Annotated in this window: 9 protein-coding genes and 3 pseudogenes; 3 read left to right on the plus strand and 9 right to left on the minus strand. The window is 36.7% G+C overall.

Translation table 11 applies throughout. The annotated features are described in order from the left end of the window. Positions 1 to 403: 403 nt before the first annotated feature. The 8 genes and pseudogenes from G5T77_RS12410 to G5T77_RS12445 all read right to left on the minus strand — a co-directional run bounded on the left by G5T77_RS12410 (position 404) and on the right by G5T77_RS12445 (position 13,662). Positions 404 to 5,455, minus strand: coding sequence for a tyrosine-type recombinase/integrase (locus G5T77_RS12410; RefSeq protein ID WP_166137079.1), 5,052 nt, complete (start codon positions 5,453 to 5,455; stop codon positions 404 to 406). Beyond that, positions 5,452 to 6,123, minus strand: coding sequence for a hypothetical protein (locus G5T77_RS12415; RefSeq protein ID WP_166137082.1), 672 nt, complete (start codon positions 6,121 to 6,123; stop codon positions 5,452 to 5,454). The genes G5T77_RS12410 and G5T77_RS12415 overlap by 4 nt, the downstream gene beginning before the upstream one ends. Before the next feature lie 153 nt (positions 6,124 to 6,276). Then, positions 6,277 to 6,525, minus strand: a pseudogene (locus G5T77_RS12420) (transposase); the annotation flags it as partial. A gap of 166 nt (positions 6,526 to 6,691) precedes the next feature. Continuing rightward, positions 6,692 to 9,358, minus strand: a complete 2,667-nt coding sequence (locus G5T77_RS12425; RefSeq protein WP_166137086.1) for an excinuclease ABC subunit UvrA — start codon at positions 9,356 to 9,358, stop codon at positions 6,692 to 6,694. A 42-nt stretch (positions 9,359 to 9,400) separates the two neighbouring features. After that, positions 9,401 to 10,623 (minus strand): annotated as a pseudogene (locus G5T77_RS12430) (IS256 family transposase). A 93-nt stretch (positions 10,624 to 10,716) separates the two neighbouring features. Beyond that, a complete protein-coding gene (locus G5T77_RS12435; RefSeq protein ID WP_166137089.1) occupies positions 10,717 to 11,694 on the minus strand; it encodes an MDR family oxidoreductase in 978 nt (325 codons plus the stop codon). An 82-nt stretch (positions 11,695 to 11,776) separates the two neighbouring features. After that, a complete protein-coding gene (locus tag G5T77_RS12440) occupies positions 11,777 to 12,421 on the minus strand; it encodes a TetR/AcrR family transcriptional regulator (protein ID WP_166137092.1) in 645 nt (214 codons plus the stop codon). A 341-nt stretch (positions 12,422 to 12,762) separates the two neighbouring features. Further along, positions 12,763 to 13,662, minus strand: coding sequence for a LysR family transcriptional regulator (locus G5T77_RS12445; protein ID WP_048881895.1), 900 nt, complete (start codon positions 13,660 to 13,662; stop codon positions 12,763 to 12,765). Between the two features lie 101 nt (positions 13,663 to 13,763). Here G5T77_RS12445 and G5T77_RS12450 point away from each other — a divergent pair, with 101 nt between their 5' ends. Next, positions 13,764 to 14,207 (plus strand): CidA/LrgA family protein, encoded by a 444-nt coding sequence (locus G5T77_RS12450; RefSeq protein WP_166137101.1) that lies wholly within the window; start codon positions 13,764 to 13,766, stop codon positions 14,205 to 14,207. A gap of 2 nt (positions 14,208 to 14,209) precedes the next feature. After that, entirely contained in the window at positions 14,210 to 14,893 is a 684-nt protein-coding gene (locus tag G5T77_RS12455) for an LrgB family protein (RefSeq protein WP_166137095.1), read from the plus strand. Between the two features lie 87 nt (positions 14,894 to 14,980). On the opposite strand, the pseudogene G5T77_RS12460 reads toward G5T77_RS12455, so the two are convergent. Continuing rightward, positions 14,981 to 15,073: pseudogene (locus G5T77_RS12460) on the minus strand (type II toxin-antitoxin system RelE/ParE family toxin); the annotation flags it as partial. Positions 15,074 to 15,131: 58 nt separating this feature from the next. On the opposite strand from G5T77_RS12460, the gene G5T77_RS12465 reads away from it, so the two are divergent. Next, on the plus strand, positions 15,132 to 15,273 hold a 142-nt coding region (locus G5T77_RS12465), incomplete at its 3' end, for an IS1 family transposase (protein ID WP_166236225.1).

Genomic DNA, 15,273 nt, shown 5'->3' on the forward strand with positions numbered 1-15,273 from the left:
AGATTTTGCTGTAATGTAATTATCATATGGGTATCTTTTTCTTTGGTCAAACCGAATTAGAATTTTTTTATTCATTTTTAAATAAAAAAATATAAATCGATAACATATGGATCAAATTGAAAGCAAAGAACAAATCAAAGTCGCTGATTCCTAGGCCCCTTAGGTTGAACGATATATGCTTAGGCTATTTGCACAAGGAAGGATGCTATCGGCTTCTAGCAGCATATTAAATGCAAGGTATGATGTAGTCAGGTAAATGATATTTATGCACACGTAGCTGTCTTGAACAAATTCACAGAATTTGGCTGCACTTATACCCAAATTGTCACTTGAATTTAGCTCAATTAGGGTAGCGCTGTCTTTCAAAACTTTATGTAATAAAGCGTGCGTAAGTCATATTTACTTAAATTCTGATATGATCTCTAATCACCAAATATCGTACACTCAACCATGCTAGTACCCATCGCACGGCGCTTAATGACGCTTGTTGAGACATAATTCTAAAATAATCATATTTATTATGTTTCATCACTATCGGAAAAAACTGATGTTCTGTAAGGATTGAAAGCATAGGTTCATCCTCTGCCGTAAAATGCATCAATACTTTTGTTACATTACTTTCATACAACCATTTTTTTATTAACCAATTATAAGTTTCTGATTGGTTTTGTTCTAAATAATCAAATCGCTCTAAAATCTCTTGTGCAGAATTAAAATCTACAGCACTGAGTAATTCAGGCAAACGTGCTAACTTTCCTTGTGTCGATAATGGATGTCTTCCTATATTTGAACCACGTTTACCTGACGGAATGTTTGCCATCATAATTAAAGCTTTCTTCCAGGACTCAATATCTAATCGTGGCTGCCCCTGCCCAGAAATAAGATACCGCTCAATATCTTCAAACTTTTGAAATAATTCGTGTTTAATTACTTTTCCAGTCGAATTCCCTCTTTTTTGAGCATAGATGACCCACCTCTGACTTTGTCTTTTTTTGAGTACATATTTTTCGATGGTGTCTCTCAACTCATATTTTAGATTACCATTCTGTTGATGAATCGCTTGGAAATGCCTGAATAAATTACTCCGACTCATGACTCGCTTAAAAAATGCAGTATGTAAATTGGGTTGCTGTTGTTGCATGCTATAGGCATAAGTAGCCAGAAATAAGATATGAACATAATGCTTTAATGTTGTCGATTCATGTAAATGTCCAAGCACTCGACTAATCGCCTTAATCCCTTGCCCAACCTGTCCTTCATTGCCTACTAGCGTATTAAATTGCTCATTCGATGGCATCCAATTTTGTAGCCATGGCAATTCTATCGTGAGCGCTTTAAAATCCACCACTGTTTGCAAACACTTTAAAGTATATGTACTTGCAAACGTATGTCTTAAATGATGTAAGCTGAGATCAACATCTCCAGTGACTTTCTTTAATATTTGAGATATTTGAGCAAAAAAAGGCCTATGCTCACTATTCTCATCAGACATTAATATCGAATATTTTTTATTCTTATAAATATCATTTAATCCATTTTGAATCGTCTGACTTAATAAATTCATCGGAACAACACGTTCTGATCCAAGTGTTTTTAACTGATGCTCACCATAAGGACGAATTCGGAGCATATCCTCATCAATATCTAAGGGCCGTAAATGAAGTGTCTCTGAACGGCGTACACCCATCGCTGCAGATAAACGAAAATGACGCTGAATCTCTAGACGTAAAGCAGCATCATTCACCCCAGATTCTACAGATTGTAATATTTGAACGATCTGCTGCACTTCATTTTTTGAAAAAACTTTAGCACTTGCTTGATGCGCTGTACGCTTGTGTAACTTTATACGATTATCATTTAACTGAATTAAAAAATCTCTAAAGCGATTCCACGCAGCGAGATGCTTGCGGTGTGGAAAATGCTCTTGCGTCAACTCCATCCATTTTTGAAATACATCTTCATTAATCTGGCTATCTTTTGTTAAATCTTCTGAAAACCCCAATATACCTGCACTGACGATGGCCAAATGTAGATGAATCATATTTCGATTCTGTAGACTTAACTCTTCTGCATCACAGCGTAAAATCAGCCATCGCACAAAGCACGTTAATAAATTGACTGAGTAGTGATTCGTTTCATTATTGGCAAGCTGTTTAAGCCAAATGCTTGATCTAGATTCACCTTTTAGTTGCTGAATCATCGCTAAAATATCAGACAAATGGAGTTGCTCATCGTCTATTTCTATTTCACTTTCTGGCTCAGTGCTATCTAAATTTGTGGTTAATTTTTCATATTCGAATAAGCGTAATAATTCATTTATTGAAAGATCTTCAGTCAGGACTTGGCCTGATATATAACCTGCAATCAGCGGAGTGCTATTTAACATCACATTTTGCTGTAAAGCTTTCAACCATTGAGCTAACGATAGAGTTGACTTAACCCCTATTTGTTTTAAATATGTATTAAAACACTTTTGCCAAGCCGTTCTTTGTTGATTTCTTGGCTGTGCTAAAATCTCTTTTAATCGGGGCTGTAGATACTGTCGGCCTACTAAAATCAACGTCGAGACATAAGGACTTAACAGTACTGTACGGCGTATCTTCGTCACAGATCTATCATTATTCACTGTCAGTTCAACGAGCCGACTATTCCCCATAGCGACTATATGTTGATCAGAAGCAATAAACTCCAACATCGCTTGTAAATGGCTCACTCTGCACAGTTGTGAATACATGGAGAGTACAACCAGCAAACGTCCTATTTCAACATCACAATTTTGATGTTCAGGTAAATGTTCTAAATCCTTCTGAATAAAATCAAGTAAGTTTTGTTCAATATAACCCCATGTACTAAAACTATTTTCAGATGTCAGCCATGTACGATTAGCTTTTTGAGGAAGTTGAACGAATAAAGGAATTTTCGTTTTATCGCGAATATAAGCACAATATGCCTTGATCGCTTCTGGCAAATCAATGTTTGTATTTTTAGCTAAATGGGAAGCTAATACATGTCCAAGCTCTAAAGCTACTTGTGGCTCAGGATTTTCCCCAAAGATCAACGGACAATAGGACTTATACTCTGAGTTTTTCAGCCATTCTTTTACATCATTTTCTGAATATTGTATTCTCGGCTTCGTCTCTACTTGAGCTGTTTTAGTCTCTTGGGTTAAAACAAATGTTGGAATATGCTTGATTTTAAAAAAATCAAAACCTTCAAGACATTCGAAACCTAATTGTTTTTGCAGGTTTTCTTGTACATCAAGCCACTGTTGTTTAAAAACTGATACAGGAAATACAGATAACATATCCCATGGATGACGCCCCCGTATCCAGTGCCCAAGTCCAGCATCCTTGAACCGTCCAGGTAACTGATTATGATCAGAGCGAACCAACTTCCGTGCCCAATTTCTAACTAAACCTTCAATCTGATGAGGATCACAAAGTTGCATAGCATAAGATGATAAATCAACACGTGGTTCAACTTGCTCCCCCAGCATTACCATCAAACCACGTAAACCTTGAATCTGTTTGATCAACGCTGGCGTCAATGGTACATAACGATCGGTTGATTCATCTTGATGATGTTTATCTTGAATCAATGCCCAGCCTTGCTGACTGATCCACTTTGGAAAGGGTTGCTTAATTCCTCGTCCTGCAGTTGCAAGATTCATCCATAATGCTGTATACAAGGTTAAGTTATCAAAGAGCACCTGCCAATTTTTCTGTTCATAAGCCTGATTTATTCTGTTTTTTATTCGTGTAATTTCATTTTGTATTTCAACAATCTTTATTCCAATCGGGCTACCCACGCGTTCACTTGAAGTGTTTATGTATTGAGGAATATCAATTTTTATCGTTCTTAAACAATCAGCCCATAATTGCTCAAGTTGCCTCTGTTCAAAAGAGGCATAATGAATCAAGTTATCATAATTTCGACCTGATGCATTCGTCACTGCTTTAACGACAGCTAAATCACCTTGGCTATGATCATATAACAACCGTGGAAGAATATCTCGAATGCTTTTGAGGCTGATTTCTAGCTCTTGAGGTAAACGGTTAATCAGTTCACTCACGTCACGTTCAACTGCCATATGACGTCTTGTAATCCCAAGATTTTTGACTTGACTCACCAAATCATTGAGTTCACTTGGTAAAACCAAATGTAATTCATTGGTCCATGGCACATGAAATTTAGAATGTTCTGGTTTTTTTTTGAGTGTCGGTGTCCCTGCAAACACACTTAATACATATGCAGATAAAGTATGATCATACTGAATAGCAATATTATTCTGATCTGCATTTCGACTAAAACGAGGCGCTGTTAATTCAGTAACCGAACGTCCTGTGAGTAAACTCAATATTAAAGCTAATTTTGCGCGTAAGATTAAGCTGGCATCAGTATGAGATGGTTGACAGAGCCTAAATACTTCTTGAATTGAATTTAAGGACAATCGCGATTTGGTCCAAACTAAACCAACATTTGCAGCTTCAATATGTTGAGAAGTAGACTTAGATGCATAAAGCCCTCGAATTAAATCGGATTGTTCTGCCAAAAAAAATCTAAACAAGGGCTCCAATGGTGTTTCATCTTCTTCAATCTCATCATGCTCAAATACATCAGAGACTAGACCACGATGAATTTCATCTACATCCTCTAAAGGTTGGATAGCAATACTTAATGAACCATATCGTTGCAGGATCAATTTTTTGTGCTTTAACCCTATACAGTGTACAAACTCTGGACGTTTCTTCTTATTTTTTAGAGGATTGTTTTCCCAAATTTGGGATAAAAATAGCTTTAATGGATAAAAAACTTCTTTAAATCGTTTATCTTCAGAACGATCGGACATTGAACGAATCCATTGTTCCGGTCCGTTTTGAGTGATTAAGTCTTTGACTCGTTCTAAAATATCCTCATGACTTGGATCACCCAACAGCCTAATCGCTAAAAAGGCATTGTACACACGAGATCCTTTTTGATCTTTCAGCTTTATGCTTCCATCACCCGTTAAATAACTACTATAAAGCTCTAGAGTATGTACTTTTTTTTGAAAGTGAAAGATTTGGTCTAAAAACCACCTTATTACCGTATTAAAACTCTCATTATTTTGACTTATTCCTGCTTTAATCAATAGCAAGTCACAAATACCACTGTCTCCAGTGTAGGGGCGTAATGGCGTAAGTATATTATTTCTATCTGTTGTTTCTGAGAAGAAATGTGAATATTTCTTCTCAGAATCCTGTAATCTACTAATGATCTTTAACGTATTAAGCTCATCACGAAATTCTGATAATTCATCATCCCCAATCAATGTGAAGATTCGCTGACAAATGACAACAATGCCAGCTAAGCTATAGTGTGCACGCAACAAAAATAATGCTTGGATCAGTTGTTCTTTTTCTATATTTTCATTCTGATTAATACATTTTAGGAGCTGCACCAAATACTCATTCATGAACTACTCCGAATACGATAGACCCATGCCTTCTTCCAGTCTGTTAAGGCTAAAGCAACTTCTGCAGTTGGTGCCGCACAAACAATTTGCTGCTGATGTTTTTGATAAAGTTCCTCCAATTGAGGTAAAAATACAAAAAAGTCAGCTAAATGAAAATATGGTTGCACAGATTTTCCAAGCTCTTTCACTTTAATTCTTTCTAATGGCAAAAGCTTCTGGGCGATATAACCAGCTAAAACATTTTCGATTAAAAAATTACCACTCACCACCGGTGATGCCCAATTAACCAATTCTTGAACAAAGGAAATCGGCAGCTTTTTCAAAAAATGCTGTGTATTTAAAAATAAAATCATTTCTTCTGGATCTAAACTCTTTAGTCGAAGTTGGCCTGCAACCACCATCTTGTCCTGTGCTTTATCCACTTTACCCCAGTGCCTTCTTTTCACACTATCCTTTAGAGTTTTTACCTTACATACATCCCTATCGACAGCAAGCAGTAACTTACGATATATCGCGAGCAGTAGTAAGGCTTGATTTTTAATTTTTTTTGAAGACTCAGTGCTCATTTCCTCATTGAGTAACATCATTTTCAAAACTAAAACTGGGCATGGTTTTTCAAACCTACCTTCAGATATTGTTAATGCATCAATGAGCAATGGTGTCATCATTTTTTTCTGCACAGGTAAATTATTTTTAGCGTTACAATAATAGAATAACACAGTCCCAAAATTAACAAAATTAATTCAAATAGATTTTATATTTAATAAAAAAGTATTTGATTTATATGATTTATTTACTAACTTTGTTTTTATACTAAATCAAAGTTTAATCAGACTTTGCACAAAGCCAGTGACCATATTTAAAGATAGGCGGAATAAGGATTTAATCATTAAGCAGCATTGGATAGCTGCGTCGGAGTAGGTTTGATTTCGTCCTTGTTTGCCTTTTGATGGCGCATACCATTGCGTAGCAGGATCAAACCAAATGGCAATATTTCCGCGACTCATGAGTGCTCGGTTATATGCGGGCCAATTGGTTGTGCGGTAGATTTTGTGTGTAGGCTTCTTCATTTGAAAATTATATCGCTGAAAAAGCCGTTACAGATAGGTTTGTGCAACAAAGCCCTTAGTTGAAAAAAACTTTTAGATTTCATGCTCACACACCACCTAAAACGAAAAATATCTAATTAATTTTACAGGCTTTTAATTTAAGGTTTTATTCTACCCACTCGCAATATCAACGTTTAGTATCACGACTCACTAACTCATTAACTAAATATGGAGCAGTACGGCTATCTTGATTTTCTGTTATTTGTTTTGGTGTTCCTGCCACAACAATATTCCCACCAGCATTTCCAGCACCTGGTCCCACATCAATCACCCAATCTGCTTGTGCAACGGCACGCATATCATGCTCAATCATAACCACGGTATTACCCGCATCGACTAATCGCTGCAATTGAACTAACAATCGATCTACATCTGATGGATGCAAACCTGTAGTTGGCTCATCAAGTATATACAGTGTATTTCCACGCTGATTGCGTTGCAGCTCGGTCGCCAATTTAATACGTTGCGCTTCTCCACCAGATAGTTCAGTCGCTGGTTGCCCTAAACGTAAATAACCAAGGCCAATTTCCTTTAATAATTGTAGTGAACGAGCAATCGAGACCTCTCCATCAAAAAAATCACGTGCTTCATTGACGGTCATTCCTAATACTTCAGCAATATTACGTCCATTCCAGCGAATTTTCAGAGTGTCATCATTATATCGAGCACCATGACATGTCGGACAAGGGGCATATACACTTGGCATAAACAATAATTCTACACTGACAAAGCCTTCACCTTCACAAGTTTCACATCGCCCTTTAGCCACATTAAACGAAAAACGTCCAGCATCATAATGAGCTTGGCGAGCTTCAGGAGTCCCAGCAAATAACTTTCTAACATGATCAAATAAACCCGTATAAGTTGCCAGATTAGAACGTGGAGTACGGCCAATTGGTTTTTGATCAACTTGTACCAGACGCTGTATAGCCTCCACATCACCAGCTAGAGAACCCTGTGTAACCTCGGTAACCAACATTCCTTCATTTAAAGGATTATTTTCATTATTGTTTTCAGTTTCAGATTCATTGCCTAAATATGAAAGTACTAACTCGGGTAAAGCTTGAGAAACGAGACTAGATTTACCTGAACCTGAAATACCTGTAACTGCTGTAAGTACACTAAGAGGTATACGAGCATCAATATTATGCAGGTTATGTCGGTAAATATTGTTAAGTTCAAGCCAACCAGAGGGTGTACGTCCATAACTTTGAGTAACTGGGATTTTATTAAATAAATAACTTGCAGTACGTGAAGCTGAAATCTCACTTAAACCCTGAGGTACTCCACTATATAAAATATTACCACCTTGCTCTCCTGCATCTGGTCCAACATCCACTAACCATTGAGCACGACGCATGAGCTCTAAATCATGCTCTACAACAAATACGGAGTTTCCAGCGTCTCTTAATTTATCGAGAGAATCATATAATGACTGACTATCTGAAGGATGTAATCCCGCAGATGGTTCATCCAGTACATAAACTACACCAAATAGCATAGAACTTAATTGTGTTGCTAACCGCAAACGTTGTAACTCTCCCGCTGAAAGAGTCGGTGTGGCTCTATCTAATGTTAGATAACCAAGACCTAACTGGCGTAATTGATTTAAACGCCTCATCACACCATTTGCTAAACGCTGGGCAGCAATTTTCTTTTCATCTGAAAGTGCTGACGTACGTCTTACATCTGGAGATACAGAATGCACTGCTCTACCTGTTGTTGCTCGTTCAGATCTATCAAGTTGGGTTACTTTATTATTAGTCTTTTCTCCAGCATCATGAGCGTCGAAATTGCCAAGAACAATGGGCTCAAGCAGGCAAGTTAACTTATCCAAAGAAAGTTGCATAAACTCACCAATATCTACTCCAGCAAAGGTAATAGATAAGGCTTCTGCTTTAAGGCGTTTACCATGACAGGAAGGGCATATTTTTCCTTCCATAAAACGTGAAACACGTTTTTTCATCAACGTACTTTGGGTATTAGCAAAAGTATGAAGGACATAGCGACGAGCACCAGTGAAAGTGCCCATATAGCTGGGTTCTAGTTTACGTTTAAGTGCAGATTGAGTCTCAGCGGGGCTTAAACCAGCATAGACAGGAACTGTTGGGGTTTCTTCAGTAAATAAAATCCAGTCTCTATCCGATTGCGGTAAATCTTTCCATGGTCGATCAACATCATACCCTAGGGTTACTAGGATATCGCGTAAGTTTTGCCCGTGCCAAGCAGGTGGCCATGATGCGATAGCTCTCTCACGAATACTGAGTGTTGGGTCAGGAACCATTGTCGATTCTGTAACTTCATAAATGTGACCTAAACCATGACAGGTAGGACAAGCACCTTGAGGAGTGTTCGGTGAAAAGTCCTCGGCATATAACATTGGCTGATCGGCAGGATATGCACCAGCACGCGAATAAATCATTCGCACGAGATTTGATAAAGTTGTTACACTTCCAACAGAAGAACGGGTATTACTTGCACCACGTTGTTGTTGCAATGCTACTGCTGGTGGTAGACCATCAATAGCATCAACATCTGGTACTCCGGCCTGATCTATTAAGCGTCTTGCATAAGGTGCAACAGATTCGAAATATCTTCTTTGTGCTTCAGCAAAAATAGTTCCAAAAGCAAGTGATGATTTTCCTGAACCCGATACACCTGAGAATACAACAAGTGCATTTCTTGGGATAGAAACATCTACATCCTTAAGGTTATGCTCACGTGCACCTCGAACTTCAATACAATTATTAGATAAAATAATGTTATTGTGTTCACCAAAAGAATGTATCTTCATGTTTCTACGAGCCTGTAAATTATTTTGTGTAAGTCTCATTTTTTATAAATGATCTTTTAATCGATCATCGAACTGAATCGTAAACCAATTCATTGCTAAACGCCAATTTTGAATTGGCATGGTCCATTTTTTAGCAGCATTTGAAGTTGCTAAATAAATGACCTTTTTCACTGAATCATCAGAAGAGAAGATCTTTCTCTTTTTAGTTGAATGGCGGATCACGCTATTCAATGATTCAATTGCATTTGTTGTATAAATCGCATGACGTATTTCAGCAGGATAGCTAAAGATCGTTCGGATATTTTCCCAATTTGCCCGCCAGGATTCTCCAATTTTTGGATACTGGTGATTCCATTGATCGCAGAAGATATCTTGGGACTTTAAAGCATTTTCCTCTGTACTTGCCTGATAGATCGCCTTCAATCCTGCTGTTACAACTTTGTAGTCCTTCCAGCTCACAAATCTCAGGCTATTGCTTACAACATGTACGATACACAGCTGGATATCAGTATGAGGGTAGACAGAGGCTATCGCATCAGGAAAGCCCTTTAGTCCTGAGAAGCGCTGCTTCGCAAGGCAGGCTACAAGAATATCTTGCACTCCTCGATTTTTAAGCTCTGTCATGACTGATAGCCAGAATTTGGAACCTTCTGTTTGAGCAAGCCACATGCCAAGAAGTTCTTTTTGGCCATCCAGGTTAATGCCTAATGCTAAATAAACTGATTTATTGATTACTGTTGAATGCTGACGAACCTTAACAACAATGCAATCTAAATAGACAATAGGATAAAGACTATCGAGTGTTCTATTTTGCCATTCTGTCACTTGTTCAATGACAGCATCCGTCACCTTACTAATAAGGGAGGCAGATACATCGGCATCGTACATTTCTTTAAAAAAGCAACAATTTCTCTATTTGTCATTCCTTTCGCATATAGCGAAAGAATTTGATCATCCATGCTAGTAATGCGTGTTTGATGCTTCTTAATAATCTGTGGTTTAAAAGAGCCGTCACGATCACGAGGGATATCTAAAGCAAGCTGCCCATCTTGTGTTAGAACTGTTTTGGAGCTAAAACCATTACGTGCATTAGATCCTTTCTTAGGTTGATGCTTTTCATAGCCTAAATGTTCAGAAAGCTCAGTATTCAGAGCGGTTTCGATCATGAAATTTTTAAATATGGCTGTCATTTGGTTTAAATCTTCAGGAGTTTTTAAACCTTTAGCTAATTCAGCTGCCATACTTTTGATTGTAGCTTCATCCATGTGAAGTACCTCTTTTTATTATCCTCAATAAGATAAATAAAAATTAAGTACTTACACAAAATTTAGAACAGTCCCACAACTCATTTTGTTGAACTATATCTGTACAACAACTCTACCTCGAATTTTTCCATCTAAAATTTCATTTGAAATATTTAAAGCATCTGTTAACTGAATTTCAGTCGTTACTGTTTCTAATTTTGTTTGATCTAATTCTGTAGCCAAACGTTCCCATGCTTCTTTTCTTAATTCGATTGGTGCCATCACGCTATCAATTCCATATAAGGTAATCCCTCTTAGAATAAATGGAGCAACTGTTGCTGGAAAATCCATTCCGCCTGCCAAACCACACGCAGCAACTGCACCACGATATTTTGTACTAGCACATGCATTGGCTAAAGTATGGCTTCCAACAGTATCAATTACGCCAGCCCAAACCTCTTTGTTTAATGGCTTTCCTGGGGAAGATAATTCAATACGATCAATAATTTCACTCGCACCTAGATAGGTTAAATATTCTGACTCTTGAGGTCGACCAGTTGAAGCTGTAATCTCATAACCAAGATGATTCAAAATAATAATGGCAATACTACCTACTCCACCATTTGCACCTGTCACTAAAATTTTTCCATCACTTGGTTTAATACCATGTTTTTGTAAAGCCATAACACACAACATTGCGGTATAACCTGCTGTACCAATAACCATCGTATCTTTAAAAGAAAAAGCAGAAGGTTTTTGTATGAGCCAATCACCAGAAACAGTGACTTGCTCGGCTAGCCCTCCAAAATACTTTTCACCCACTCCCCAACCGTTCAGTAGAACTTCATCTCTTTTTTTCCATGCTGGATGTTTTGATTCAATCACAACACCCGAAAAATCGATGCCTGGGGTCAAAGGAAAACTACGCACCACTGGTGAACGCCCAGTAATGGCTAAAGCATCTTTATAATTGAGTGTTGAATATTTGACTTCGACTCTAACCTCTCCTTCTTGTAAAGGCTTTGATGCAATCTCAGTAATTTGTGATGTGTAACCAGCTTCATCTTTAGTAATTACAATACCTTTGTACATAGAACTTCCTCTCTATTTAATTAGACTGCTTGTCTAGAATTAATTAAAAAATAAATACAGACATCTGCATTTATTTTTTTAATTAACTTTTTACGTGATTTTGTTTTTTTACAGCTAAAGTAAACAAGCGATAAAATGCTTCTAAGGGACTTGTTGATTTGACCAAACGCGCTCTTAGAACTGCACCTTCCCACCCAATCCAAAACTGATAAGCAGCTTCATCGCAATCAGCTAGGCTATATTGTGAATTTGACTGATGGAGGCAATCAGAAACTAATTTCTCCCATACCTTAAAGATACTTTCGATTCGGGCAATGATTCCTTGTGGCAAATACGACACTTCTTGTCCTAAGTTACCTAAAATACAACCTCGTTTAAAATCATATTTTTGCATTTTTTCACCCGCATCTTTTACAAAATTTTGCAGCTTTTCTAGTGGGGAAAGATCAGTTTGACTTAAAAACTTATTCAATCGCTTCACAAAATAAAGTTCATAAGCATCTAAGACTTCTAAAATAAAAGCCTCTTTATTTACAAAATAATGGTAGAAAGACCCTTTAGGAACTTGGACTGATTTCATGAGATCGTCCAAGCTCATAGCATTCATTCCACGTTCGGTCAGTAACTCGATACCTCGGTGGATTAAAACTTCTCTAGTGTCTGCATAGTTACAACCGTGTTTGGTTGGTCGACCACGTGGTCTTTTGGGTGAGGAAGAATAATTCATATAATAAAAATAGACTATGTGACTAGAAATAACAACAATAAGATTATTTGATTGAAAATTTTATCTAAACGTCATCTAGTTCTCTTTTTTCACAGTACTTAGTCATTCATATAAATGCTCTTAAAAATCTTATAAGTTCATGAACTAATTTTTTATAAATTTCTATTATTTTTTTTCAAAATATTGAAATTAATAAATATATTGTAAAAATAATTTATAAACTAGATTTTAGGTAAACATAAGTTAAATGGACCTAAATTCCTTAATGCGATAGAACCGATGAATTAAACAGCCAAAACTGATTGTAACGACAATCAAAAACTGGTTGTAAAAGCATTGAATTAAAAGTGAATTTTCTGTTTATGATCTTTTACAATATTTAGCCATGCTCTAGTTGCAGGACTCATTGCTATAGTCGTATTCCAGGCCATACTTAAAGTCCAATTTAAACCTGGATTTTCCAATACGGCAGTGTTGAATTTTTCCTGATCTAATTGCTGGCAATATATTTGAGGAAGTAATGCGATTCCCATATTTGATTCAACCATTTTTGCAATAAAGTCCCATTGACTGCTTTTACAGACAACTTTAGGTTCAAAACCTACTGTATTTGCTGCTTTAATAATCATACTATTCAAAGTAAAGGTATCAGAAAATAATAGAAAGGATTCTTCTTTTAATTCGACCAAATTTACAGTTTTCCTATTTCTCCACTGTGAATCTTTTATGGATAGTAAGCACATTGCTGAATCAACAACTGGGATTGACGCAAAAGTCGGTCGAAAATTACCAAGTAAAATACCAACATCAATACGTTTATCTGCAATTGCTTCCTCAATACTATTTGAGCCTACCTCTAAAAAACTAAGCTGTATATCCGGATGTTGCTTATGAAATAAGGCAATAAGTGAACTAAATAAGACAGAACCTAATGGTGGTAAACCTAAAGTCAGTTTACCCTTTTTAAGTAACTTAACTTGCTCAATCGTGTTATATATTTTTTCATGTTCTGACAGTATGTTTAATGCATGCTGATAAATCAGTTCACCTGTATAAGTCAGTACGACTTCACGTTTTCTTCCTGCTTCACCTTTTTTAAATAGTGCTGTTCCCAACTCTTCTTCTAAGCTTTTAATGATCTTGCTTAAAGTCGGTTGCGTCATAAACAAGCGTACTGCAGCTAAACTAAAACTCTGGCTATTAACAGTTTCAACAAAAATTTTAAGTGATTTTAGATCCATAAATTATTCCAATATAGAATAATATTTATAAAATTATTCATTATTTCGCATATGTACAGCATATAAAATTACCTTATCTTCAAAATCAAGCTGTGATATTAATGCCTGTACAAATCGAACATCCGACCCGATTCAAATATATCAGTAAAATCATTTTTCAAATCAGTTTATTACTTGCTTTCTGGTGGATTGGCAGCATACTTCAATCCTTATTTAAACTTCCAGTATCTGGTGCAGTGATCGGGCTTTTTATTGTTTTAACAGGTTTATTGACTGGATTTTTTAAACTTGAATGGATCAAGAGTGGCTCCGATTTTATTTTGGGTGAATTGGTTTTATTCTTTATTCCCTGTTTTGTTGGACTAATTAAATATAAACATCTTTTTTTAACAGAAGGCTGGCAATTAATCTTTGCTGTTATTCTGGGCACCATTTGTGTCATGGTGGTTACAGCATATAGTGTACATCTTGGCTTTCAGTTTGAAAATAAAATCAAGAATAATCGCTCCCAATCTCTGCGTAATATAGATCAGGATGGAAAATAATCATGACTTTAATCGCCATTGTTTGTCTGATTTCAACTTTACTTTTTTATACTGTCGTAAAAAAAATCCATCAAAAATATCCTTATCTGATTTTATCACCAGCGATACTACCCCCTATCCTTCTGATTATTTTAATCTTATCTTTGAATATATCCTATGATACGTATATGCAAGATAACCAATGGATTGTCTGGATGTTAGGCCCTGCAACAGTCGCCTTTGCCATTCCAATTTATGAATACCGTGAAATAATCAAAACACATCTACTTTCTATCAGTATGGGCGTGGTGATGGGGATGCTAGCAGGAATGATCAGTTCATTTTATTTGGCTAAGCTGTTTAATTTTGATCAGTCAACAACCTACAGCTTAATGGCGCGTTCCATTTCGACACCTTTTGCAATGGAGTTGAGCAGTCATATAGGTGGCTCTGTCGAACTGGTTATTTTGTTTACCATGATTACTGGTGTTATAGGTATGATCATTGGTGATATTGTGCTAGGCGCCTTACCGTTAAAATCTCATTTTGTCATGGGTGCATCTTTGGGCAACGCAGCACATGGATTTGGAACGACTAAAGCCTATAGTCGTGATAAAGAAGAAGGGGTGATTGCCAGCTTAACAATGGTACTTGCTGGTATTTTTATGGTTTTGGTAGGTCCTTTTCTGGTTCATCTGCTTGTATAGTTTGGTTCTGTCGTATTAAGGAATTTAGCTACATTCAACATAGTGGTGATTATATGAATGCAAAAATGCGAGCTTATACCTCTCATTTTAGTCTTTAATTCGCTTTTTCGCTTCGTCATAAACTATGCTATCAGCTCGTTTTCCAACGGTATTCAGCAAGATAACAACCTAATCATCTTCGGTGGTGTTTCAAAAAGTATGCTGAAAAAAACAGGTTGGCTTTTGATAAGATAGTGAGATGCAAATAACACTAGAAATCAAATGTCCAACCTGTCTAAGTGAGGGTGTAAAGAAAAATGGCCTCAAAATATATGGCAAGCAAAACTATCAATGCAAAAACTGCAAGCGTCAGTTTATTGGTGATCATGCTCTTAGTTATC

The organism is Acinetobacter sp. GFQ9D191M (assembly GCF_011174875.1).
Taxonomy (GTDB): domain Bacteria; phylum Pseudomonadota; class Gammaproteobacteria; order Pseudomonadales; family Moraxellaceae; genus Acinetobacter.